20 protein-coding genes and 1 tRNA gene are annotated in these 26,380 nt (G+C 37.1%); 14 read left to right on the top strand and 7 right to left on the bottom strand.

The features are described 5' to 3' along the window. On the top strand, window positions 1-3,161 hold a 3,161-nt coding region (locus tag LVD51_RS18550), incomplete at its 5' end, for a T9SS type A sorting domain-containing protein (protein ID WP_236972870.1). A 231-nt stretch (window positions 3,162-3,392) separates the two neighbouring features. Here LVD51_RS18550 and LVD51_RS18555 read toward each other — a convergent pair. Further along, window positions 3,393-4,811 (bottom strand): aminotransferase-like domain-containing protein, encoded by a 1,419-nt coding sequence (locus LVD51_RS18555; RefSeq protein ID WP_236972871.1) that lies wholly within the window; start codon window positions 4,809-4,811, stop codon window positions 3,393-3,395. Window positions 4,812-4,902: 91 nt separating this feature from the next. Here LVD51_RS18555 and LVD51_RS18560 point away from each other — a divergent pair, with 91 nt between their 5' ends. After that, window positions 4,903-5,466: a GNAT family N-acetyltransferase gene (locus LVD51_RS18560; protein ID WP_236972872.1), complete on the top strand. Its 564-nt coding sequence runs from the start codon at window positions 4,903-4,905 to the stop codon at window positions 5,464-5,466. A gap of 689 nt (window positions 5,467-6,155) precedes the next feature. Further along, window positions 6,156-7,211 (top strand): branched-chain amino acid aminotransferase, encoded by a 1,056-nt coding sequence (locus tag LVD51_RS18565; protein WP_236972873.1) that lies wholly within the window; start codon window positions 6,156-6,158, stop codon window positions 7,209-7,211. A gap of 1,921 nt (window positions 7,212-9,132) precedes the next feature. Here the strand turns inward: LVD51_RS18565 and LVD51_RS18570 are convergent. Beyond that, a tRNA-Ser gene (locus LVD51_RS18570) sits at window positions 9,133-9,221 on the bottom strand. A gap of 124 nt (window positions 9,222-9,345) precedes the next feature. Here LVD51_RS18570 and LVD51_RS18575 point away from each other — a divergent pair. After that, window positions 9,346-11,577 (top strand): FG-GAP repeat domain-containing protein, encoded by a 2,232-nt coding sequence (locus LVD51_RS18575; RefSeq protein ID WP_236972874.1) that lies wholly within the window; start codon window positions 9,346-9,348, stop codon window positions 11,575-11,577. Here LVD51_RS18575 and LVD51_RS18580 read toward each other — a convergent pair. Both LVD51_RS18580 and LVD51_RS18585 read right to left on the bottom strand, forming a co-directional pair. Next, window positions 11,571-12,230, bottom strand: a complete 660-nt coding sequence (locus tag LVD51_RS18580) for a YggS family pyridoxal phosphate-dependent enzyme (protein ID WP_236972875.1) — start codon at window positions 12,228-12,230, stop codon at window positions 11,571-11,573. The two genes, LVD51_RS18575 and LVD51_RS18580, sit on opposite strands and share 7 nt — an antisense overlap. An 8-nt stretch (window positions 12,231-12,238) precedes the next feature. After that, complete coding sequence (locus LVD51_RS18585; RefSeq protein WP_236972876.1) at window positions 12,239-12,865, bottom strand: deoxynucleoside kinase; 627 nt, start codon at window positions 12,863-12,865, stop codon at window positions 12,239-12,241. Between the two features lie 183 nt (window positions 12,866-13,048). Between LVD51_RS18585 and gatC the strand changes: the two genes are divergently transcribed. After that, complete coding sequence (gene gatC, locus LVD51_RS18590; protein WP_236972877.1) at window positions 13,049-13,342, top strand: Asp-tRNA(Asn)/Glu-tRNA(Gln) amidotransferase subunit GatC; 294 nt, start codon at window positions 13,049-13,051, stop codon at window positions 13,340-13,342. A 79-nt stretch (window positions 13,343-13,421) separates the two neighbouring features. Beyond that, window positions 13,422-13,976 carry a cob(I)yrinic acid a,c-diamide adenosyltransferase gene (locus LVD51_RS18595; protein WP_236972878.1) on the top strand — a complete coding sequence of 185 codons (555 nt, stop codon included), beginning with the start codon at window positions 13,422-13,424 and terminating at the stop codon, window positions 13,974-13,976. Between the two features lie 281 nt (window positions 13,977-14,257). Here the strand turns inward: LVD51_RS18595 and LVD51_RS18600 are convergent, their stop codons facing one another. After that, window positions 14,258-14,842, bottom strand: coding sequence for a DUF6580 family putative transport protein (locus LVD51_RS18600; protein WP_236972879.1), 585 nt, complete (start codon window positions 14,840-14,842; stop codon window positions 14,258-14,260). Window positions 14,843-15,201: 359 nt separating this feature from the next. Between LVD51_RS18600 and LVD51_RS18605 the strand changes: the two genes are divergently transcribed. The 3 genes from LVD51_RS18605 to LVD51_RS18615 are packed head-to-tail and all read left to right on the top strand — an operon-like array spanning window position 15,202 to window position 19,381. Beyond that, the gene (locus LVD51_RS18605) at window positions 15,202-16,095 is read left to right on the top strand and encodes a CPBP family intramembrane glutamic endopeptidase (RefSeq protein WP_236972880.1); all 894 of its coding nucleotides are present in this window, start codon (window positions 15,202-15,204) and stop codon (window positions 16,093-16,095) included. Between the two features lie 5 nt (window positions 16,096-16,100). Then, a complete protein-coding gene (locus tag LVD51_RS18610; RefSeq protein ID WP_236972881.1) occupies window positions 16,101-17,939 on the top strand; it encodes a M1 family metallopeptidase in 1,839 nt (612 codons plus the stop codon). A gap of 38 nt (window positions 17,940-17,977) precedes the next feature. After that, the gene (locus LVD51_RS18615) at window positions 17,978-19,381 is read left to right on the top strand and encodes an ATP-binding cassette domain-containing protein (protein WP_236972882.1); all 1,404 of its coding nucleotides are present in this window, start codon (window positions 17,978-17,980) and stop codon (window positions 19,379-19,381) included. Here LVD51_RS18615 and LVD51_RS18620 read toward each other — a convergent pair. Next, window positions 19,378-19,737, bottom strand: coding sequence for a DUF3887 domain-containing protein (locus tag LVD51_RS18620; protein ID WP_236972883.1), 360 nt, complete (start codon window positions 19,735-19,737; stop codon window positions 19,378-19,380). The genes LVD51_RS18615 and LVD51_RS18620 overlap by 4 nt on opposite strands. A gap of 355 nt (window positions 19,738-20,092) precedes the next feature. Here LVD51_RS18620 and LVD51_RS18625 point away from each other — a divergent pair, with 355 nt between their 5' ends. The 5 genes from LVD51_RS18625 to lepA all read left to right on the top strand — a co-directional run bounded on the left by LVD51_RS18625 (window position 20,093) and on the right by lepA (window position 26,209). Beyond that, the gene (locus tag LVD51_RS18625; RefSeq protein ID WP_236972884.1) at window positions 20,093-21,193 is read left to right on the top strand and encodes a BamA/TamA family outer membrane protein; all 1,101 of its coding nucleotides are present in this window, start codon (window positions 20,093-20,095) and stop codon (window positions 21,191-21,193) included. Window positions 21,194-21,239: 46 nt separating this feature from the next. Further along, window positions 21,240-21,959, top strand: coding sequence for a TIGR04283 family arsenosugar biosynthesis glycosyltransferase (locus LVD51_RS18630; RefSeq protein ID WP_236972885.1), 720 nt, complete (start codon window positions 21,240-21,242; stop codon window positions 21,957-21,959). Between the two features lie 332 nt (window positions 21,960-22,291). Beyond that, window positions 22,292-22,753 carry a hypothetical protein gene (locus LVD51_RS18635; protein WP_236972886.1) on the top strand — a complete coding sequence of 154 codons (462 nt, stop codon included), beginning with the start codon at window positions 22,292-22,294 and terminating at the stop codon, window positions 22,751-22,753. 349 nt (window positions 22,754-23,102) lie between these two features. Beyond that, window positions 23,103-23,684, top strand: a complete 582-nt coding sequence (locus LVD51_RS18640; protein WP_236972887.1) for a bifunctional nuclease family protein — start codon at window positions 23,103-23,105, stop codon at window positions 23,682-23,684. 725 nt (window positions 23,685-24,409) lie between these two features. Continuing rightward, complete coding sequence (gene lepA / locus LVD51_RS18645; protein WP_236972888.1) at window positions 24,410-26,209, top strand: translation elongation factor 4; 1,800 nt, start codon at window positions 24,410-24,412, stop codon at window positions 26,207-26,209. Here lepA and LVD51_RS18650 read toward each other — a convergent pair. Next, window positions 26,193-26,380 (bottom strand): hypothetical protein (locus LVD51_RS18650; RefSeq protein ID WP_236972889.1); only part of this gene is annotated, 188 nt, incomplete at its 5' end. The genes lepA and LVD51_RS18650 overlap by 17 nt on opposite strands.

A 26,380-nucleotide genomic window follows, 5' to 3' on the forward strand; every position in this document is an offset into this window, starting at 1 on the left:
TATCAGATTATGAGCAATCTCAATTTAAACCTTATCCCTCAGAGATAGAAGAGGCTATTCGAGCAGGAGAGCAGTATGAGTCAGCCAAAGACTGGGAGCAATGCCATCCAACGGTCTATACGACGGAAAGTCATGATTGTGCAACGGATATATATGTACCTAGTGTGACCTTAAAAGATAATTGTTCAGGATTACACAGTGTAAAAGCCATGGTCAATGGCCGAGCGGTTCCATTGGAAAGATTGGCAACTACGGAAGAGGGCTATGTGACTTTTGCCCACACCTCCAATCCAATCAGAATAGCTTTCGGTGGACACGGAGTACAAACCGAAGTAAGATACGAAGCAGCGGATAGTTGTTGGAACCAAAGCGAATGGTATAAATACATAGAGATCAAAGACGCAACTCCACCAACCGTCGTCATGGACGATGAAGTATTGGTATCCTTGACTGCGAAAGAAGCTTGGGTAGATGCAGAGACTTTTGACGAAGGCAGTTGGGACAACTGTGGCATCGACTTGATGTTGGCTCGTAGAATGGACTGGTGGTCAGATACAGCCTGTGTAGATCTTTGTCCTACTGGCGAAACTTACACTGACTGGGCCGACTTGCTCGAAGACCTTGGTTTCTCTGATGTTGATGGGGCCTTGGCAGGAGTATCCCAGTGTGGAGAATACGATTATGATATCACGGCCTTGAAAAAATTCTTAAACTCGGAGACGGTAGAGAATCATTATTATGAAAAACTGGTCTGGTTGTGGGAAGACAGTTATGAGTGTGGAGAATTCGTGGTTCATGGCTGGATTTATGATATGGTTAAATACATCTTGTTGAACGACAACTGTAGCGGACCGGATGCCGACCACGGTAATCGATTGAAAATAGAAGACTTTGAAGGCTTCTTGGATGCCATTACGGGCAAACCGGGATATGGAAAAGAAGTGAGCTATCTAGGAGGTGGATGGAGCCCAGCGATACCATTCAAATGTGAGGATGCCTGTGAGACACCGACGGTAGAATTGTTGGTGATGGATTACTGGTGTAACTGGGGCAAAGGCTGGTTAGACGTAGAAGTAGAGGACAAATCACAAGCGAAAGTACACAGAGCATTGGCTGATGTGGCCATTTCCTGTGAGTCATACAACGTAAACTACAAATCTATCATCGAAGCGGCAGCAGCCTATGGAGAAGGTGGATCGGTAAACGATAGCACAGGAGCTTTTGATGCCTTGAATGCAGCCTTTGGTTATTACGAAGCAGCATGGGTCAATAGCAATGGATTGATTACCGATGCAGCAGGCAATGAAATCACTATTGAGGACTTGCGATTTGCTATTGAGAACATTACTTGCGCAGAGACCGAAGAAGTGACAAAAGTAGCGGATACCTTGCACGATGGAACCATTGATTGGATCAATGTCACTGAGCGAACTACTGATTTGGTAGCAGAATCAATAGATCATTCCTTAGGAGTATTGTCTGTATTGTGTCAGTCAAGAATCGAAACACAAGACGTATGGGTAGATCTAGACGACTGTGGCAACGGTACAATCACCAGAAGATTTGATATCAGTGGAGGTTGTGGACCGAAAGCACCGAGCTTTACCTTGGAACAAATCATTTATGTGAATAGCGCCTGTGAATTGGGCATGTCTATGTTTGATACACCTGCTGATACTTATACTCAAGAGTCACCTGTTTGCGTAACTTCGTTGGAAGGGGTAAGTACAGAATTAGCACCAAGTGTAACAGGAAAAGTGGAATTGAAAGGGGACTTGGTCGGAGCCTTGTGTAATTCTATCGCCATCGGAGTGAAGGAAGAATACATCAGTGAAGTACAAACCACAGGAACAGATGGTCCTCAAATGTATAAACTGACAAGGGTGTGGAATATTAGAGATTGGTGTTCAACCATTGAGAGAGACTACGAGCAAGCCATAGTATTTGTTGTCGATGCTAATTGTGCGGCCAACAATGGCGATGTGAGTTTGACAGGTCAGATCATAGATCAAGACCAAGAGGCGATAGCAGAAGTAGAAGTGAAGGCCGTCTTGAACAGTGGAAGTCCATTGACAGCAGAGACGACGGGTAATGGTCAGTATGGCTTCAATCTCAATTATGGCTCTTCAGTGAATATAGTACCACAGAAAAACACCGGTCATGGACAGGGTATAACTACTCAAGATGTGATAGCCATCCAGAGTCATATAATGCAAGAATCTGTATTGACTAGTGATTACGATAAAGTGGCGGCTGATGTAGATGGCAATGGTTTGATCAATGCCTTTGATATCTTGGAGACGAGAAGAATGGTGTTGACGCCGAATCGAAAGTTGGCCAATAATACGAGTTGGAGATTTTTCGTATCCGATGGAAGCATGAGAGAAAGTTTCGAATCGACTAGTTTGAGATCGGACGAGAATATAGATTTTGTAGGAGTGAAGATCGGTAATGTGAATCGCACGGAAAATGTAGGTCGAAGTCAGAGAAGTGGATTGACGACTTTAAATTTGAGTGTAGTGGACCAAGGATTGATATCTGGTGAATTGTACCGGGTAGATGTTACATCAGCGAACTTCGATGAAATTACTGGTATGCAGTACACCTTGGCATATGCGAACAATGCGGTAGAGGTAGAGTCTATCGAATCGGGCGCATTGAACTTTACAGAGGACAATTACATGAAATACCGTCCGGGATTAATCACGGCCTCTTGGAGTGAAGGGAAGGCCATTAGCGCATCTGAGAATGAGGTATTGTTTACATTGGTTGTGCGTGCGAAAGCAGATGTATCATTGCGAGATGTATTGTCTGTGAGCGATCGGGTAATTATGGCTGAGGCTTACACTGGAGCAGAGAAGTTGAAGAATATACAATTGCAGTACAATAGCAGTGATGCGATCTTTGCTTTGTGCCAAAACACACCGAATCCCTATGCTGGTCAGACGGCTATCGGATTTACCTTGCCAGAAGCCTCAGAGGCTACCTTGACCATGTACGATGTGACGGGGAAAGTATTGAAAGTCATTGAGGGCAGATATGGTAAAGGCTACAATAAGGTCTGGGTCAACAGTGAGGACTTTGGAATGTCAGGAGTATTGTATTATCAATTGGATACGGAGAAGTACACCTCGACGAAGAAGATGGTGGTGATAAAGTAATAAGTAGAAATTAGATTATATAAAAAGGAGGAGGTTGAGTTTTCAATTTCCTCCTTTTTTATTATAACGATTCGTCCAGAAAAAAGCTAACAGTTTTAATTAATAATCCTGTAATAGATTTACAGGCTGAACCAGATCCTGATCAAACTTTACAATGTTACTTTTATTTTTATAGTATAATTTGTAAGAATGGTTTGGAAATTTTAATATTCACCATCTAACATGACAATACTATTTAAGTAATGATTTGGCCAATGTCCCTAATAAGGCCAATTGTCTTTCCAAATAATCTGTCCAAGGTAGACCATAACTAAGTCTCATGCAATTGTGAAATTGGGGTTGCAGGGTAAACATTCGGCCAGGTGCAATACTGATTTTATGTTTGATAGCCCTTTCATAGAGTTCATTAGTATCTATGGGTTTGGGACACTCTATCCACAAAACAAACCCACCTTGTGGATGACTGATTCGAGTTCCTTCTGGAAAGTGTTGACTAATGACTCTAATAAACTGTAAGCTATTGGTGTATAAGGTGTTTCTCATTTTTCGCAAATGATTTTCATATCGTCCATTTTCCAAAAACAAGGCAATGGCTTCTTGAGTTAGGGTGGTGGTGGAAACCGAATGAATAAGTTTCCATCGTATAATCTGAGATTTATATTTACCTGGTGCGACCCATCCAATTCTATAACCAGGAGCCAATGTTTTAGATACCGATCCACACCATAAGACACTACCTGTTCGATCGAATGATTTACATGGCAATGGGCGTTTGGATGTAAAATAAACATCGCCATAGAGGTCGTCCTCAATAAGGGGAATGTTGTGTTTATTAAGTAATTCAACGACTTTTTTCTTGTGGTTTTCTGGCATACAGCTCCCCAGTGGATTGTTGAAATTGCTGACCAGTAAACAGGCCTTTATCTGGGAAAGGTTATTTTCTAATGCTGCAATATCTATCCCATTGGTTGGATGGGTGGGAAGTTCGAGAACATTTAGTCCTAAACTTTTAGCCAATTGCAAGATCCCGAAGAATACAGGACTTTCCAAGGCTATAGTGTCTCCTGGTTGAGTCAATGTCATCATGCAGCAGGCAATGGCATCCATAGCCCCTGCTGTGATTACAATATCATCGGCCGATAAATTACCTCCCCATGTGAAAGACCATCTAGCAATATTTCGTCTCAAATTGAGGTTGCCTTGTATCTCTTCGTAACGGGTGCCAGATCCAGGCAATTTTCTAATCGCCTGCATCATGGTTTTATTGAGTTTGGCTACGGGGAGAAGAGCTTCATCTGGTACTCCAAGAGATAGCCTCGTTATATTATCGTCATTGATGGTATCAAATACTTTGTTTATCAATTTGGATTCTATTTCCTGAACCATCAATTCAGTTGGTTGGCTGATAGTAGGGATGGAAATTTGGTTTCGATGATTGGGTAAAACAAAATATCCAGATCTTGGTCTTGATTCAATCAATGTCCTTCGCTCCAATTCGCTATAGGCTCTGGTAGCGGTATTGAGACTTATATTGTATTCTCTGCAAATCGTCCTTATGGAAGGTAATTTTTCCCCTACAAGCCAGACGTCGTTTTGAATTTGACGATGAATAATATCTGCTATGGTCTGGAATTTATGTTGTGTTTTCATATCTGTACTCATCAAATTTAATAAAATTGTATCTGTTATCTAGTATTTATTTTATTCATCTTTGTTTTAATTAAAAATTGGAATTATGGTAATGAATGAGGTAGTAATTAGAGAAGCCCGATCAAAAAAGGATTTACAAGAAATATTGACTTTACAAGGTGAAAATTTAACTACAGCTATTTCACATGATGAAAGGAAGAGGGAAGGCTTTGTCACCGTGAGACATTCTCTTTTAGACTTGGAAAAAATGAACATTAGTAGTTCTCAAATCGTAGTTGATGGACATGATCAAATGGCAGGTTATTTGTTGTCCATGCGGCCAGAACTTAAGATGGTTATTCCCACATTAATTCCTATGTTCTTATTGTTCGATAAAGTAGTATACAATGGTAGGGTATTGTCGGATTATCGATATGTAGTTGGTGGGCAAGTTTGCATTGCCAAATCCTATCGAGGTAGGGGCTTGCTCAGTGAAATGTATCATTATATGAAATCTTCTTTTGAGCATCAATTTGATTTATGTATTACAGAGATAGCTACCGATAATTTGAGATCGATGAAGGGGCATGAAAAAATCGGATTTGAAATAATTCATCAATATCAAGATGGCGATATCAATTGGAATATTGTGGTCTGGGATTGGACTAAAGACTAGGATACATGTCAATACAATAGGAGTGTAGTTAAATTGTACAGCGTAAATTATATGAAATATACTGGAATGAATTGATCGTAATCTACATTATTGATAATAGATATAGAAGGATTATGTATTGCCTATGGGTTTTTATGAAAAATACATTATTCGAAGATTTATAGGATATAGTATCGAATATAGAGATGTTGTTATACGGATGTGAAAATGCTAGGTAAACCAGTATTTAATCTTTAAGATAGTAGAGGGTAAGTTTAAGTGTTGTTCTGTAACAAAATGAAAATGAACTTGTTAAATGTTAATGTATTATTTAATACATTAAATTTAAATACTGTGATTAAAGTATGACTTCAAAGGGAGAATAATCTAAAATTCTCACTTTGCGATATGATAAAATAATGGAGTTGGTATATACAAGATGAATAAAACGGTGTGATATAGGTCATGAATTAATAATGAGAGCAATAGATAAGTGGTCTGATTTATAGAGGTAAAGAGGTAAGTAATTGATCCAATTGTCAGAAAATGCCAGCTATCAAAGTTGAAGAGACGGAGAACACTTAATTCGCTATGATGCTGACTATTGCATGGCGAAGAATATTGGTTATGTCATATTTGATCCAGATAGAAAACTATGACATTTATAAAATCACTGTTTATTATTGGTAATGTTAAAAAAATTGTTGAAGATGAAAACTAAGAATTATTCCAATAAGGGTTTAGCAAAAGATTTCGATTTTGACCATTTTATTTTTGGTAAGACACCTACAGATCATATGTTGGTGATGGAGTATAGTGAAGGGAAATGGGGGGCGGCAGAAATAGCGCCTTTTGGTCCATTAAACCTTAGCCCATTTACATTGGGTCTACACTACGGCCAGCTTGTTTTTGAAGGAATTAAGGCATTTAGAAGTGTTTCTGGACAGGTTTCCATATTTAGGCCGAGGACACATTTGGAAAGGATGAATCATTCACTTGAGCGTATGTGTATGCCTACTATTGATGTGGAAGTAGTATTAGCCGGATTGAAGGAATTAGTTGCTACTGATCAGAAATGGGTTCCACTTCGTGAAAAAAATGATATAGCCCTGTATATTAGACCGTTGGTTGTGGCTACTGAGGCTAGGCTAGGGGTGAAGATATCCAGCGAGTATAAACTATTGATTATGTGTACACCAATACGGAAGTATTACACCAAGCCTTTAAAGGTAAAATTGGAACGTCAATTTGTTCGTGCAGCCCAAGGAGGGGTGGGCTTTGTAAAATGTGCAGGTAACTATGGAGGAGCTTTTTATCCTACTTTTTTGGCCCAGCAACAGGGATTTGATCAGGTGATTTGGACGGATGCGTCCACTCATACCTATTTGGAGGAATCGGGGACTATGAATATCGCCATCTATTTTGATGGTAAATTGATCACACCCATTGGGGGAGATAGTGTTTTAAAAGGTGTAACCTTGGATTCAGTATTGCAGTTGGCAGTTGATCACAATGTAGAAGTAGAACAGCGTCCCATCGCCTATACGGAGTTGTTAGAATATTTGAAGGGGAGACGACGTGTTGAAATTTTTGGAGTTGGTACGGTAGCTGTAGTCGCTCCTATTAGTCATATTGAAATCGAGGGCATAGAGTATACCAGTTATGTAGGAGGAGATGGCTTTATGTATCAATTGGAATCCTGGCTGAGTGATATTCGATTGGGTAGGACTAATGACGACCACAATTGGAATTATTACGTTGATTAAGAGTTTAATGTATAGTGGGATTGGAATTTGGTCTTGGCAAGTGGGCATGACTAGTATTTATAAAAACTGAGGTCCCTCCAAAGGAGGTGACCGAGCGGAGTTGCTCTTTAGAGCAACTAAAGGTCGATTTACGACCTTTGATCCTTTGGATTTTGCTCGGTCACGTTTTAACGTAGAGACACGACCGAATATAACTGAATGAAGTCACATGGTGACCAAATACCCTCAATGGGTATTTGATGAAGGCGCCAATGCCTCTGCGCATTGGGTGGGAGAGGAAAGTACCCAATCGACTTAATGTCGATTGGATGAGGATGACTGAACGAAATACGAAGTATCTAATCGACTAAATGTCGATTGGGTGAAGGAACCGAAATCACTGTATTTCGGGTGGGTGGACCTCCGTGTCGTGGGTGGGGTGGCCTTGCGTCTCCCAAAACCACCTAATTGAGACGCAAGACATTGGGGCTCTACGTCGTCAAAATGCATTAAAATATCACGCGTAGACGCAGTGAAAATTCGCTGCCGAATTGAAGTGTAATTACGCCAAATCAGCTTGATAAAAAAGTCCTGAAAGGACGAAATATGTCAGCATAGGGTGAAACCCTATGAATTAATTGTCATCTTGAAAAGAAGTCCTGAAAGGACGACATAAAAGATTAAGGGGAAATCCTCACGATTTACATTGCAGTCACGCCGAAGCCAGTGGCTAAAAATCTTTCGATTTACGGGGCAGTCACGCCGGAGCACAGTGGCCTACCCACCCGAAACACGGAGGTTTCGGTTCTTTCAATACTATTATATTATTGATGTAAAATGAAATTTTAAACTTAGCAATTTAAATGCAGTCTCGTCGCAGCGCAGTGGCTAAAAATCTTTCGAATTACGGGGCAGTCACGCCGGAGCACAGTGGCCTACCCACCCGAAACACGGAGGTTTCGGTTCTTTCATCATTGACCGATTTACGGTCAATGGCTCTCCGAGCTTCATTCAGTCATCCTCGCCATTGATCCATTTAGGATCAATGGTGCTGCGCACTTCGCTCGGTCACACCCGAGGGATGGAACCCTTGGTTCCTTCATCCAATTGATATTTAATCAATTGGGTTGCTCTACGAGCAACTACGTTCAGTCATGCTCGGTCACACTGAATTACTTTCAAAATTTTCCACTTTTTCATAGTAATAAAAAATAGACATTTGATTTTAATTTTTAAGCATAAACCAATAACCTAATTATTTTAAAACGAAGTAAAAATTCAAATAAATCCAAAGGTTAATTATTAATGCATGGCGTATCACTTTAGTGAAAGGATATTGGTCATTTGGATTTTGAATCGACGATGGAGATATTCAATCAGAGCACGTAAAGATTCACTCTGAAGACAGAAAGATTTACCCAGAGGACACAAAGACTTTCACTGCGGATACAAAGATAGTAGCGGTTATTAATATAAATCATTGTAAAGCTCCAATAACAGTGTATTAATAGTGTAAATCGCCGATTGTAGAGTCCCAATAATAGTGTAAAGTCCCATTAATAATGTTGAGATTCAATAATAATGTAAAACTTCAATAATAGTGTAAAACTTCAATAATAGTGTAAAGCCCTAATAATAAAGTAAAGCCTCAATAATAGTGTATTACTAGTGTAAAGTCCCATTGATAATGTAGAGACTCAATAATAGTGTAAAACCTCAATAATAGTGTAAAGCCCCAATAATAGTGTAAAGCCCCAATAATAAAGTAAAGCCTCAATAATAGTGTATTACTAGTATAAAGTCCCATAGATAATGTGTCTCTGATTTGAGGTGTAATTTGATTAAATGTTCTCTGAAGGACAACTTCTGCTCTTTGTCATTTCCCTAGCCTGACTTAATAAAAAAAGCCCCGAAAACAAATATGTTTCGAGGCTTTATTATGCGGAGGAGGAGGGATTCGAACCCCCGGTACCCTCACAGGTACGTCGGTTTTCAAGACCGGTGCAATAAACCAGGCTCTGCCACTCCTCCGATTATTCATAAAGATGAATGATATAAAAAATCTATGTTAAATCATTACTTCTTTAAATGGAAGTGCAAATTTATCATCTATTTTGTAATTTCAAAACATCACAGACATTTTTTTATGAAAAATATGAAACTTTATTTTCGAGGCCTAGAAAAAGTAAGATTAATCAACCCTGTTTTTTGTGGATTCTTGTTCTTACTATTTCATTTTTTTTCTGTGTTGAGTCAGGCACAATCTTTTCAGTATGAGGCTTTAAATATAACGGATCAATTTAATTATAACTATTCTGATGGCAGTTCTGGAGGCTGGATGGCACCTCAATTTTCTTCTTTTGACATTGATCGAAATGGGCAAAAAGAAATTATCGCCTTCGATCGATATAGTCAATTGTTCTCCGTTTGGCAATACTCTCCCTCCAAAAATGAATATTTTCTAGTCAGAGATAATTCTATTTTATGGCCGAGACTTCAACATTGGGCACTAATTAGAGATTATAACAGCGATGGGATTCCAGATATATTTACACAAGGCAATTTTGGAATTTCTATATGGGAAGGAAAATTAGTAAATGGAGTCATTACTTTTTCTCAATTGCGAGGCAGTGATTTCATTGATGATTCCCTTAAATTTCAATCCCCCGATGGAAGTTTTACCAATATATATCATAGTAATTCCGATATCCCGGTTATTCAGGATGTCGATGGCGATGGTGATTTGGATATTATGAGTTTTGAATCGACGGGGTCTTTTGTATATTTTTATCAGTGTAATACCAATGTCAATGGTCAACCCTTATTGTATCGTCTAAAACACAATTGTTGGGGTAATTTTGTGGAAAGCGGATTAAGCAATGGGGTGAAATTGTCAAATAGTCGATTCTTTTGCCCACTGCCATTTACCCTTCGTCATGTCGGTTCTAGCTTGTGTATGACTGATATTAATCACGACAGTCTGCCCGATTTGCTGGTCGGCGATCGTTCTTTTCCCAACTTAATGGCTTTGACCAATGCATATACTGCCGATTCGGGCTTTATAGACCAACAGCGCAATGCCTTTCCCTATTACAGTAACCCAGCTTACATTTACAATTTTCCTGCGGCCTACGCTATTGATTACGATCAAGATGGTTGGGATGACGTTATTGTCGCCAATAACGATGAAGGGCAATACGATTTCAATAGTCTATATTTATATCATAATGAACAAAAAAAAGATGAAAGTTTCACTTTTGTAACTAGTAATGCATGGAGTCAATCTTCATTTGATTTAGGTAGAAATACTGCTCCCTATTATATAGATGTTAATGGAGATGATATTCAGGATGTAATTATTGGGTATAATATAGCAGTGGGGCAAGCCATACCTGAAAATCGATTGGCTTTGTGGTATGGACGTGAATCAAATACGGGAAAATTGACTTATCAAATGGTCGATGATGACTATTTGTCTTTGGGGTCCAAAGTGAGTACAGGAATTAGACCAATTTTAACCAGTGGGGATATCGATGGTGATGGTGATCTGGACTTGGTTATTGGGATGTCCAATGGCGACATTCACCTATTAACAAATAATAGTAGTCAAAGTAAAATATTTGAGGAAGGCGAGTTTATTAAAGATTGGATGTCATTGGATATCGGTTTAGGGGCTGCGCCAGAATTGTTTGATATTGATGGCGATGGATTGTTGGATCTCTTGGTCGGGCAAGATAGGGGAATGGTTCATTTTTTTAAAAATATTGGCAGTCAGGTGCAAGCGAATTTTAATCCAGATCCCAGTTTAGAACCCAATATTGAAGAATTTTTAGATATTAGTACCGTGGGTTCTTTTTATATTTTAGGTCGTTCCATACCGCGAATTTTAGATGTCAATGGCAAACTGATTTTAGCGGTGACGGGTTACGAGGGAGATATTCAGACCTTCGAATCCACAAGCGAAAATGGATTGGAATGGACAGAAAATTCAGATATGTCCAACTTATTTACCGGAGTGAATGGGAATCTAACTGCTGGTCGAATCCACAATAATCAAATACCATTGTTATTGGGAAATATTGGAGGTGGACTTTTATTTGCTCAATCCGATATTGTTTCTTCATCGAAAATACCGATACAATATAAAGATCTTGTATTGTCTCCCAACCCCATTGTGAAGGGACAAGAAATTCATTTGGGATTAGATATTGTTCGGCCTCAAATGTCTGCTATTGTCTTAGACATTCAAGGGCGACAGATCCACATCCAACCGTTAATGGAAAAGTCTAGTATTTTAAATGTAAAATTTAATTATTCAGGCGTTTATGTGGTTTTGATTAAAGTGGAAAATGAAGTAGTTTATAGTGGAAAGTTAATCGTTCAATAATTTCGATGACCAAACAACAAACTGCCAATTCTTACCATATTGCTTCCGGTTTCCATGGCTATAGGATAATCTCCAGACATGCCAAAGCTTTTGATTTTGAATGCTGTTTCGGTATTAAAATGTTGTTCTTTTAATTGGTTAAAACATTGGTTTAAGGTCTCAAATTCTTTTCTCACCTGATCCTTATTGTCTGTATTACTAGCCATGCCCATTATTCCGTGAAGAGTTATGTGGTCCAAAGATTTGTGGTGAAACTCTTCCATAAAGCGGTCCAGATCTTCTGGTAAAATACCGTACTTACTTTCTTCTTGAGCGACTCTTATTTGAAGGAGGCATGGTATTTTTCGTTCGAATTTCTTGCCTTGTTTATTTATTTCTACGGCTAATTTTATTCTGTCGAGGCTGTGGATTAATTGAACAAAAGGGGCAATCATTTTAACCTTGTTGGTTTGGAGATGCCCTATCATATGCCAGTGAATATCAGTGGGCATATTCTGTTGCTTTTCCACCATTTCTTGAACTTTATTTTCTCCAAATATTCTCTGCCCTTGGTCGTACAATTCTAATATTTGGGATACTGGTTTGGTTTTGGACACAGCTACCAAAGTGACATTTTGACTCGATAGTTGTTGGATTAATTCTGTATATTTCATGTGTTATTTTAAAAAAGGCCATGTAATTCTCCATTGACTTTGTCTATTACATCACCTAAATGTTCTGGATTGTTTTTAAAATTCAGTTCATCAGCATTGATGATTAGCAATGGACCTTTGTTGTAGGTTGAGATCCATTCTTCGTATCTTTTATTTAATTTTTTTAAATAATCTAGGCTCATATTGCCTTCGTATTTTCGACCTCTATCTTGGATGTGCGTGACCAATGTAGGAATGCCTGCTCTAATATATATTAGTAAATCTGGTGGGGAGATGTGGCTGGTCATGGTTTCGAAAAGACTGGTGTAATTATCGTAATCGCGTTTGGCCATTAAACCCATTTCGTGAAGATTGGGTGCAAAAATATGAGCATCTTCATAAATGGTTCTATCCTGAATAACGATTTGGTCGCCCTGCTGTATTTCTACTATTTGTCGGTATCTAGTGTTGAGAAAATATATTTGAAGGTTGAAAGCCCAGCGTTTCATGTCGTTGTAAAAATCGCTTAAGTATGGATTTTGTGAGGCATTTTCATAGTGAGGATGCCAGCCATAATATTTAGACAGACTATTGGTTAAGGTGGTTTTACCGGCGCCAATATTTCCTGCAACTGCGATGTGGCGTATTTTATCCATAATTATGTTGATTTTGCGAGGTATAAATACGCTTACCTCTTTTTTCGTTGATTCTTAAAAGTCAATGTCAATTTCATCGTAAAGTAAAGAATTGTTTTAATCAGGCAAAAATAAATTTGAATGCAAATCAATATCTTTGTAACATTGATCTAATTTTGTAGAGAAGTATAAATAAAATATTTGATGAAGGATATTACTATTGATGAGGTAAAGAATTTAGAAAGATTGGCTAAATTGAATCTGAGCGAAGAAGAGCGCACTGACATAGTGGATGATCTTAAATCCATTGTTGCAATGTTTGACAAATTGGAAGAATTAGATCTCGATGGAATTGAACCACTCAGACATATAACAGAAGTGACCAATGGTTGGAGAGAGGATGAAGCCAAACCGAGTTTAGATATCGAAAAAGCCTTGGATAATGCACCTTCCAAATCCGATCGATATTTTAGTGTGCCAAAATTTATGCATAAATAAAGGTGTTTTGAAAGACCGAATACATTAATGACTTTCGAAAGTTACATTTCAAAAATAGGACATTTAGAAATTAAGATTTATGAAAATATATACAAAGAAAGGCGACCGAGGCAATACTAAATTATTGGGAGGTACACCCGTTTCCAAGGCTCATATAAAAGTAGACGCATACGGTGAAGTGGATGAGTTAAATGCTCATCTGGCTCATTTAAAGGATGAGTTGAGAAGTATATATTTTAATGAGATTTATACGACCATGTTGCATCGAATCAATGTGCAACTATTCGATTTAGGTTCCTTACTCGCTGTGGACAACAGTAAATATAAAGGCAAATTAAATCAAATCAAAGATGATGATATTGAGGAATTGGAAGAGGGCATTGACGATATGGAAGAGGGATTAGATTCATTAAAGAATTTTATTTTGCCAGGAGGTCACCCTTTGATTTCACTTTGTCATATTTGTCGGACGGTATGTCGACGAGCCGAGAGAAAGGTGGTATTATTGTCTGAACAAGAAAACTTGAATTCTATATATATTAAATATCTCAATCGGTTATCCGACTATCTTTTTACATTGGCGAGATTTATCGCTGTAGAATTAGATGTAGAGGAGGAAAAATGGATGAGCTAATCATGTGATTAACCTGTTGATAATTGTTTTATACTTCAATCGTCTACTTATTCTGAAAATACCTAATTATTTTTTCAAATACAAGATAGAGGTCGGACAGTGAAATAGAAGTCAATTGTATTTCTTTATCCTTTAATCACTATAAATTCGGACCTAATTTATATCTGACTGAAAATGGAAATGATGGGAATCAATAACATTTGCCTTGATGATTGAGTAACCACCGTATTTAACATTGTATCACTTTACTTTGATTCGGAAATTATCAGAGGATAAATAACCTAATTCTTATTGTTAACGTAGGCCAATCTCAAGTCCTTAAACGCCTTGGTTGAGTATTCTACAATACCATAGCCCAGAGCCGAGAAAATAACAAATGATGCCAAAGTATTGCCAAAGAATGGGATCCCGGCTGCATAACAAGCCATAAGTCCAGACAGTGATTTTGGATACATATTTCCTCCCATCCAAGCACCGAAATTACTGATAAGGAAGAATAGTATAGAACCTAATACTGCACTGCCCAAAAGGTTTTTAATATTTTTATTTTTCATAATTGGATTGACAGCCAACACAATAAGAGCTATGGACAAATAACTCCAAGCCATGTGACTGCTGAAAAATACAAAACCTTGATCTGGATAAAAAGATTTGAATAGAATATTGCTAACCAATATATCAGATAGGTAAAAAGCCAGTACAGGAATTAAATATTTCAATACTGAACGTTTGTAATAAGTAGCCCCTAGAATGGCTATCCCGCCCAGTGGGGTAAAGTTGCTCGGGTGAGGAAGAAGTCTTGCTATGGCCAATGCTACTATGGTGCCCAGTACTATATACGGTGTTTTACTATCTAATTTCATCATCTTGTATTCAATTTAACAACTACAAATTTAGTATTTAATTTATAGGTCTTGTATTTTTAGATAAAAAAATATTATTCTAAAATTATTTTTCTCAAGATATCATACAATCTTTGAAAAAATATACCTTTGTTTCGGTTGAGTTAAAACCTTTTATGTAAAGGGCTTAGTATGAGAAATATACAAAATATAGATTTTTTATAGGTCAATAAAATTATTTTGTATAAAAGTGTTTTAATGAATGATAGAAAGGGAAATCTAACTTAGTCTTTCCCGCATAGACCTTGTTTGATTTATAGCAAATATTTTAGGCTAGACGGAATTTGTTTTTAATACTCTTAAATTCAATTAAATTGAAAAATATGTTTTTGCTGAACGCAAAATATAATGGTGTCAACGGTTGGTCAAAATTTGTTTTGACCTTTGGTTTATGCATTGGATTGTATATTCTGTCTTCACTGCCCATGATTATTTATTCACAGTGGGCCATGTTGTCGACCGATGAAATAGGGGTATATACTTCTCCATTTGGTTTTGCTTTAACCCTGTTTGTTTTTTCAGGTTTTATAGCCGGGATTGTACTGGGTACTCGTTATGTTCACGAACGTCAAATACTATCTGTATTTACAGGAAATGATATTTTTCGATGGAAGCGGTTTTTGCAAGGATTGTCTATTTGGTTTGTAATACTTTTGGGTACAGAATTGATTGGATATTTAGTGGATCCTTCAACCTATGTTTTTCAATTTGATCTTCAACCATTTCTGGGCTTACTTCTCGTATCAGTACTGGTGTTACCCATCCAAACTACGGCTGAGGAACTGTTCTTTCGCGGATATTTAATGCAACAGATTGCATTAATTTTTCAATACCGTTGGGTGCCTATCCTCATAACTTCGATATTGTTTGGTGCTATGCATTTAAGTAATCCTGAAGTAGCTCAATATGGACTTTTTAAATCTATGTCCCTCTATATTGGATTGGGCTTGTTTTTTGCCATAATTGCGGTTATGGACAATGGACTTGAACTACCCATTGGTATTCATTTTATTAATAACTTTTACTCCTTTGTATTGGTAGGTTATGAAAACTCTGTATTTGAAGGCGTACCTAGTGTGTTTTTGAAAAGTTATGAGGAATTGACTCTGGGAGCTGTTATATCCAATTTAATGATAATGGTTATAGCATTGTTTCTCATGCAGAAATATTTAAAATGGCCATCATTTAGTCTATTATTTGAACGAATAAAATCATAAAAAGAATGAAAATATATTTTACGTTGTTGCTGATTAGTTTTCTAAACATATTACAAGCACAAACCGATTATTGGCAGCAAGAAGTGGCCTACACTATGGAAATTGATTTTGATGTGGAATCTCATCAATTTGATGGTGAACAAACATTGGTATATACCAACCATTCCCCTGATACATTGCATAAGGTTTTTTATCATTTGTTTTACAATGCCTTTCAACCGGGTAGTATGATGGATGTTCGTTCGCGGACTATTGCCGATCCCGACAGTAGAGTTATGGATAGAATTGAGGCACTAAAGGAAAATGAAATAGGGTATCAACATATCTTGTCACTAGATCAAGATGGGCGTCCCACCAATTATATTGTTGATGGTACGGTATTAGAAGTGCGTTTGCCGCAACCTATATTGCCGGGTAAACAATCTGTTTTTAAAATGAAATTCAAGGCTCAAGTACCACTTCAAGTGCGTAGAACTGGCCGAGACAATAAAGAGGGAATTAGTTATTCTATGAGTCAATGGTATCCCAAGTTGGCAGAGTACGATGAGGAAGGATGGCATCCAGATGAATACATAGCGAGAGAGTTTCACGGGGTATGGGGGTCTTTTGATGTATCCATAACTATAGATTCAGATTATATAATAGGAGGTACCGGTCACCTCCAAAATGCCAATAAAATCGGATACGGCTATAGTTCTAAAAAAGTAAAACACAAGAAAAGACGTCCACTTACATGGAGGTTTAAAGCGGACAAGGTACATGACTTTGTTTGGGCCGCTGATCCCGACTACGAACACATAACCCATACGGCCTATGATGGAACAGAAATGCATTTTCTCTATCAAAAAAGTAATGCGACTAAAGAATGGGAAAAATTACCCGCAATTATGGCTGAAGCCTTTGGTTTTGTTTCCGAGAATTTTGGTAAATATCCCTATGATATCTATTCTTTTATTCAAGGAGGTGATGGCGGAATGGAATACCCTATGGCTACCTTGATTACAGGGGAAAGATCGTTGGGGAGTTTGGTAGGTGTCAGTGTGCATGAGTTAATGCATTCTTGGTACCAAATGGTTTTGGCAAGTAATGAAGGCAAGTATGCTTGGATGGATGAAGGATTTACATCTTTTGCCTCTACTTTGGTGATGAATCATCTTCGTTCCAAGAAACTAATTGGTGGGACGGTTCAAGAGTTTCCCTTCAAATCTAGTTATGACAATTATCGAAGACTTGTCAATAGTGGAGTTGAGGAACCTTTGACAACTCATGCCGATCATTTTAATGTGAATTTTGCATATTCTATAGCTTCATATGTAAAGGGTGCTATATACTTACATCAGATGGAATACATAATTGGTAAGGAAAATTTTGATGCTGGTTTGTTGAGATATTTTAATACATGGAAATTTAAACATCCCAATGCGGATCGAGTCACTAGAGTTTTCGAGAAACAATCGGATTTTATTTTAGACTGGTATCAAGAATATTGGGTCAATGGAACCAAGTCCATAGATTATGGTATTGACTCTGTCTCTGCCAAAGGCAGCCAACAAAGTGTTGTGTATTTGAAAAGATATGGATTGATGCCTATGCCTATCGATATTTATGTCACTTTAAAAAATGGTCGTGAAATAGCCTATACCATTCCACTTAGAATGATGAGAAATCACAAGGTGGAAGAAATGGGTGTGAAATATACGGTAGCAGAGGATTGGTCATGGGTTAATCCAAGTTATGAGTTGAATCTCGATATTCCGTTGGATCAAATCGAAAAAGTGGAAATCGATAAAACACAACGTCTCGCTGACATAAGCGTAGATAATAATCAATGGACGCAACCATAATGACGGTTGAATGAGACCTCGATAAATGAAATAAATACATGATAACCCAAAATCCGTCAAGATGGCATAAGGCAAAGGGGCAAATCCTGCTTCGAAAGCAAAATTCCGTCTTGGCGGTTTTTAATGAAATAAAAATAGATACGACAACCCAAGCCATGTTAATTGGAGAAACTGGTTCGGGTAAATCTACATTGGGTAAATACATCTGTGGCTATGGCGAGTCATATTATTATACGGTTTTTGAACATGGTGAGGATAAGTCAGTTCAATCCCCATCATGGGACGCAGTATACCTCAGACAAGATCCCTACAAGTCTTTTCACCCCTATATTTCTATTGCCTCCCATTTTAAGGATATACTGAAGACTAAAGCTGAAAAACGAATCAAGACTTTTGAAGAAGTTTTGACTTTATTGAAAGGACTCAAGATAGACCAGCCCAAGGAATTGTTGCGTCGTAGGATAAATGAGATTTCATTGGGTGAGGCCCAGCGATGCGCTTTGGTAATGGCTCTCATTAAAGAAAGTGACTTTATTGTTGCCGATGAAATCACCGCCCATGTCGATCAAATAACAGCCAATATATTATTGAGATTTTTAAAGGAATTCAGTGATAACAAAGGATTTGGTTACCTTATTATTAGTCATCAACCAGACCAAACCTTTAAATACTGCCGAGAGTATTACCAAATAAAGTATAAGGAGTTTCAAGTGTTTGAGCCAAAGAGAGATTCAGCAACACATATGTTAATCGATAAACCCATGGTGTTTAATGGTGAAGAGGGAATCGAAATTTCCAATTGGTTCATCGATTTTGATCAACATAGCCATGGTAGTTTTAGTAGTGGATTGAAAATTCAACATTTGAAAATTCCAGTGAACCAAGTTTGGGGAATAAGAGGCAGTTCAGGCAGTGGTAAATCGAGTTTGGTACAGGCGTTGATGGATGATAGGTTGAATAGATTTGACACTCTTTTTTACAAGGGAGAGTCTTTAAATTCTTTTCGTGAATTGAAGGAAAAATTACAAATTCGATATTTGCCACAATCTGTAGTAACGGTCTTTAATCCCAGGCAGTCGATTGACCGGTCACTTAAAGAAATAGCATGGTCTCACAATGTCAATGAAGCTGTGATATCGAAGTACTTAAAGGCAGTAGCCTTGGAGGATTTATTATTATTTCGTAGACCAGATGAGTTATCTGGAGGTCAAATCCAACGTTTTGGTTTAATATCTCTTTTGTTGTCCAAACCCGATCTTTTGATTTTAGACGAGAGTTTTTCTGCAATGGACACCACGACGAGGGAAAAAGTCTGGAATTTTCTTAAAACTATTGTAGTAAAACGTGGTATGGGAGTCATATTAATATCCCATGACCCTATATGGTTGTCAAAAGTTAGCGATATAGTTTTTGATTTGGAATGTGAATCCCTTCGATTCTAATTTTTATCTAAATTGATAGCTACCAGCCTTTTTTGTTGATCGATAGAGATGCGAAGCATGATGGTACCTTTATCAGCCTCACAACTGTAGACCCCGTAATTTTGTTGAAATTTCAAAAACTTATGCGATTTGATCTTTCCAAAATTATCTTTTTTGGATCCGTAAAATTTATTGGCTTCTTCTGCGGTTTGGAATTTTTTGAGAACGGGAGAATATAGGGCATAAATCCCTGCATAATCACCGCTATTATACATTTGAACAACGCCATTGGCAATCATGTCAAAGGTCTCGGTTTCTTTTTGTGCCTGAAGCAAAAAAGGAGAATTTAGAAGAAGTATGATGAGTAAGTATTTCATATTAACGCTTTCTAATTGGACGAATCAATGAATGCATAAGATGTTAGCGAAGTCTTAAAATAATCCTAGTCCTTAATTTTTTTCCTAACTATTCGATCTGACTTTTAAACGTAGATTATTATCGGAAAGTTTTAAATCCACATTTATTAACAGTTTTGGTTTTTAAATTTGGGATGGATTTAGCGGCCATTTTTTCTTTATTTATTTGATTGATATTGTGTTGCAACGCATAAAACCTAGCGTAATATAATTTTTTTTATTTTCCTATTTTTATAGATACCCATCTTGGATTAGACAATATATATGATGATTTGACTATTTATAAGTGATTATATTGTTTACCTTAGAATATAATATGAGAATATTTAAACTAGTGATATATCGCTATATTATTTTGACTTCTATGTTTACGTTGGGATTATTGTCTTTGGGAATTCAGGTCTCTGGGCAGGACTCTCTTACCAGTAAAGAATGGGTGGCATTGCCTATATTATATTATACCCCAGAGACGAGTTTGGCTTTTGGCATGGGGTCAATTTTGTCGTTTTATCCAAAGGGAACGTCGAATGAATTTAAGAATAGAGCGAGTTTTCTACAAGCTGGATTACTCTATACTTTAGAGCAACAGTTATTGACCTACTTTTCCTGGAATATATATAATCCTGAGAAGAAATGGGAGTTGGCTGGTGAATTGGGATATTATAAGTTTAGTTATGATTATTGGGGCATTGGCAATCAAACCAATGCAGAATATGTAGAATCCTATGGCATTAGTTATCCGAGATTGAGATTGAATCCCAAATGGTTAATTACTGATCGATTGGGCTTGGGATTGGCACTGAACCTAGATTACTATTACAATATTGATTTGGCTGAGGGAGGGAAATTGAATTTGGAAAATGTAGCCGGTATAGAGGGTGGTTTTGTAAATGGGATAGGGCTTAACTTAAGCTACGACTCTAGAGATCATACCACATTTCCTTTATCTGGATTGTTTTTAAATGCTAAAGGGGTAAACTATGATAAATTTTTGGGGTCTGAATATGATTTTTCTTCATTAGAACTGGATTTTAGATATTTTAAAACCGTTCAATACAGCTGGATTTGGGCCAGTCAACTCTTTGTTCAACTCAACAATGGCAATATTCCATTTTACAATTTAGCCCTTTTGGGAGGTGCCAAGAACATGAGGGGCTATCTAAAGGGAAGATACAGAGACGACAACGCTTGGACAGTACAAACAGAAATGCGAATACCGGTATGGAAACGATTTTTTATTGTGCCATTTATCGCCCTGGGAGATGTGTTCTCCGAAGGAAGCAATTCCCATATAAAATGGGCAGGAGGTGGTGGCCTAAGATATACCGTAAAGCAAGACAAGAGGATAAATATTAGATTGGATGCTGGATATGGAGAAAGTTTTCAATTTTATTTTTCAATATTGGAAGCATTTTAATATTTGATTTATTTTTATCCCTTAGATATATGAAATTGCAATTAAATTGGAAACACAAAATTTAAGCCCTAAAACTTCTTTAATTAGTATTATTATTCCCGTATATAACGAAGAAGAACAAATAGAACGACAAATCCGTCATTTATTGGCTCATGGTTTAGGTTCAGAAATTATTATCGTAGATGGGGGGAGTGAGGATTCATCCGTTGCGATAGCTCAGGATTATCCGGTTAAAATATATTACGCCAACAAAGGGCGGTCTCATCAGTTAAATTATGGAGCCAAGAAGGCGACTCGGGATATATTGTATTTTTTACATGCCGATGCCTTACCTCCACAGGGCTTTGTAGAAAATATATACGATACCTTATTAGAGGGCTACGATGCGGGTTGCTATCGCTTAAAATTTGAAAACGATAATTGGTTGATGAAAGTTAACAGTTATTTGTCTCGCTTCAATAAAGGTTGGGCAGGAGGAGGAGATCAAAGTTTGTTTTTATTTAAAGATTACTTTTGGGAGTTGGGAGGCTATAATGAAGATTATCAGATTATGGAAGATTTCGACTTAGTAGATCGGATAAAGGAAAAGGGGAAATTTAAAATTTTAGACGATGATATTTTGGTGAGTTCAAGGAAATATAAATCCAATTCGTATCTAAAAGTACAGTTGGCCAATATCAAGGTGTACAATATGTATCGCCGAGGATATAGTCAAGAGGAGCTGTTGCATACCTATCACAATATGTTAAACGATATCAAATACTAGTCCCAATTCGGACCGACAATAGTCAATAACTAATGACTAGAATTGTCATAAATCATCATAACAGCAGTGATTCTATTATTGGTCATACCTATTGTTGTGACTTCATCCCCAATAGGGAGATGAAGTAATCGACTGAATGCTTTGGTTTAGCAGTCTTACTTTATATGGATACTTTTTTAGGTATGCGGTAATCACGTTTTTACAGGGGCAAGGGAACGCAAGGCCTCTTAATAATATTGCGCAAGACACCCAAATTAAATGTTAAAATATTATAAAATATTAGGATAAATGATTATCTTTTACACATTGTTAATCATTAAAATTCTAGATTTATGAAAGAGCACATAATTAGACCTCATATATTTCACAAATGGGTTAGAATGATTATCCTATTAATCTTGACGGGCTCATTTATTTTGGGATTGTATGAATTGCAGGCAGTGTTGGATCGCGGGTTTGAATCCAGATTTGAGCTAATGGATTGGCGATTTATTTTCTCATTTATATTGACGGCTTTTATGGTATTGGTGTATTATGACCAAGAACAGAAAGCACAATATTATATAAAATGGGATGATCGAAACATATATATTAAATTGAGTTCAGATCCGGAGGAAATCATTGATATTAATGCTATTGATAAGATTAAGGCCAATTATTCCAAAGTGTTTATTTATATGAAAGACGGAAGTAAGAAATTGGTTAATTTTTATTCTTTAAATCCGAGATTTAAAGATGTACAGAGCATTATTTCAATTAATGATATTATTAATTTTAGAAGAAGGTTTGTATAGGGAGTATTTTACATTTATGGGTAGTAGGTAATATATATCGGCAATGGCAATTTTGCCGTGATGTAAATGCGTCGCTTTGGAAGATATTCGGTTGACCTAGACGAGATCCAGGATATGATGAAAGTCGATTCTGGATCTTTTTTATTTTCCTTGTATAAAAAATGATAAAGGCAATAAAAGTCTTCTTAAATTAAAATTTTATACCAACAATATTCATCTTCTTTTGTATTTCTTATATATGCTTTGCAGAAGTTTTTTACATTTGTGAGCAGAAAAACAATGAGGAGGCGTTGTATTAAATATCGTCCTTGTCTTTCTAGGTAGTTCTAAGTAATTGATATAGTACTGTATGAAAAAAATTGAATTAGATATAATTGCACTTTCACACTCTGTCACTCAATCCAATAATTATGCTGTGGTATTAGGTGAAAAAGGTGGAGCTAGACGATTGCCGATAGTTATAGGTGGATTCGAGGCTCAGGCTATTGCGGTAGCTATGGAGCGCATGACGCCTACACGTCCATTAACCCATGATTTATTTAGAAATACCTTAATGACATTTGATATTGAATTGCAAGAAATCGTAATCAATGATTTGTTAGACGGAGTGTTTTATGCAAAATTGGTTTGCGAAAAACAAGATCAAGTTATTGAGATCGATTCTAGAACCTCGGATGCTTTGGCATTGGCTGTTCGATTTAATTGTCCGGTATATACCTATGAATTTATTTTAGATTCAGCTGGGGTCATTTTAGAGGGCGATGAAGAGAAAAAAGAAGTTGTAACGCATTCTTCTGGTAGAAAGAAGGGATTGGAATCCTATTCAGTAGATACATTGAACAAGATGTTGGATGAGGCTATTGAAAAAGAAGATTACGAAAAAGCGGCTAAAATTAGAGATGAGTTATCTCGGCGCTCAAAAGATTCATAAATTAAGAATAAGGCTAATTAGTAGTATTTAATTCAGTGATTATTACTATATTAGATGTAAATAAAAACCGATTTAACATGATGATTTCATGTTAAAGGAGAAGCCATATTCATTTATGGCTTTTCTTTTTTACTACCTTTTCCCAAGATTAAAAACTGTTATTGGGGTCTAATATTTCTAGTAGGAAATATTGCCTAATATCTACATATATCAATATTAGAGTGTTGTAAATAAGAAAGAGGATTATAGGGTGTTTTCTCGATAATAATTAAATCACTAATCTTTTATAGGACGGGGCAATTAGGATTGCCTAACCCTCTTTATTTCAACGGGATACTAAACGATGATGTAATATTTTTCTTCAGGATTTCAGTTCAATCTGAGTACTATCGGTAATTAATAATGACATATTTCTTAAATGGACTATTTCTCCCTTCAAACATATTTTTTAAGCTAAGTGGTACGGTTTTATTCTATCCGCTTATACAATTCTAATTTTTTTTAGGACGCCACAGGTTCAATTCATGCTCAAAGGGTAGAAGAGAATAAGAAATAGATTTTTTTTCTGGTTGAAAAACCTTAAATTATTAGTCCTTAATAGCTAATCCTTGACTGTTGACTTTTTACAGACACTTCTGATCCAATATCAATGATATCTGGGAATATGTAAATTCTTTCAGATAGTTTAGTAAAGGATATTGGAATATGGATTATATTTGTAAGCTATGGAGAAAATTAGAAATTTTTGTGTAATTGCGCATATTGATCATGGCAAAAGTACTTTGTCGGATCGTCTATTAGAGTATACCAATACCATTGCTCAGCGAGAGATGAAGGATCAAGCTTTGGACAGTATGGATTTGGAGCGGGAGAGAGGTATTACCATAAAGAGTCATGCCATTCAGATGAGATACGAACACACTGATGGTGAAATCTATACATTTAATATGATAGATACACCGGGTCATGTTGATTTTTCATATGAGGTATCTAGATCTATTGCCGCTTGCGAAGGTGCTTTGTTACTCGTAGATGCTTCTCAGGGAATTCAAGCTCAAACCATATCCAATCTATACCTCGCTTTAGAACACGATTTGGAAATTATTCCGGTATTGAATAAGGTGGATATGGATTCCGCCATGATCGAAGAAGTTAGCGATGAAATTATTGAATTGTTGGGCTGTGCTCAAGAAGATATTTTATTAGCCAGTGGGAAAACGGGATTGGGAATAGAAAACATTCTTAAAGAAATAGTAGATAAAGTACCTGCACCAAAAGGAGATCCCGATGCACCATTGCAGGCATTGATCTTCGATTCCGTTTTTAATCCCTTTAGAGGGGTGATAGCTTATTACCGAATTTTTAATGGCAGTATTAAGAAAGGTGACTTAATTCGTTTTGTCCATACCAATAATGCCTATACTGCCGATGAAGTTGGGGTATTGCAGATGGATACCATTCCGCATAAACAATTGTTTGCCGGCAATGTGGGCTATGTGATTACAGGAATTAAAGAATCCAAGGAGATCAAAGTAGGGGATACAATAACCCATCACGAAAACCCTTCTAAGTTAGCGGTCAAGGGATTTGAAGATGTGAAACCTATGGTATTTGCAGGGATATTCCCGATTGATAATGACGACTTTGAGGATTTAAGAGATAGTTTGGAAAAGTTGCAGTTAAACGATGCGAGTTTGGTATTCGAACCAGAATCGTCTGCAGCCTTGGGCTTTGGTTTTAGATGTGGATTTTTAGGGATGTTACATCTTGAAATTATTCAAGAACGTCTTTCAAGAGAGTTCAATCAGGAAGTTATCACTACTGTACCCAATGTATCCTATGTAGCTTATTTGACCAAGGATCCTTCCGATGGTTTAGTCATCAATACACCGAATGACTTGCCTGATCCATCAAAATTGGATAGGGTTGAAGAGCCTTATATCCAAGCTCAAATCATTACCAAGCCGGATTATATCGGGGGAATCATGAATTTATGCCTCGACAAGCGAGGGCATTTGACCAAGCAAGTTTATCTGTCTCAAGGGCGGGTAGAAATGACTTATGAATTGCCTTTGGCAGAGATAGTCTTTGATTTTTATGATCGTCTAAAATCAATATCTAGAGGATACGCTTCATTTGATTATGCCCCATTGAATTATCGTGCTTCTGATTTGGTGAGAATTGATATACGATTAAATGGAGAGATCGTCGATGCTTTGTCTGCATTGGTCCACAGAGATAAGGCGGAATATATAGGTCGTAAGATCTGTAAGAAATTAAAAGAATTACTGCCTCGTCAACAGTTTGTAATCGCTATTCAAGCTTCTATTGGTGCTAAGATTATAGCCAGAGAAACGATATCGGCGTTAAGAAAAGATGTAACCGCAAAATGTTATGGTGGTGATATCTCTCGTAAACGTAAATTGTTGGAGAAACAAAAGAAGGGAAAGAAAAAGATGCGTCAGATTGGAAATGTAGAAGTGCCTCAGAAAGCGTTCTTGGAAGTCCTTAAATTACAAGACTAAATCGATACGAAATTTCGTTTCGAATTAATAGATAATAAGGCGTGATCACGGATATATCCTTGGTTACGCTTTCTTTGTTTAGGAATGACCGAGCATGACCGAGCAAAGTGCGTAGCACCATTGATCCTAAATGGATCAATGGCGAGGGAACCACGACCACTGTGTCGTGGG

Source organism: Membranihabitans marinus, assembly GCF_021729155.1.
Classification (GTDB): domain Bacteria; phylum Bacteroidota; class Bacteroidia; order Chitinophagales; family Saprospiraceae; genus Membranihabitans; species Membranihabitans marinus.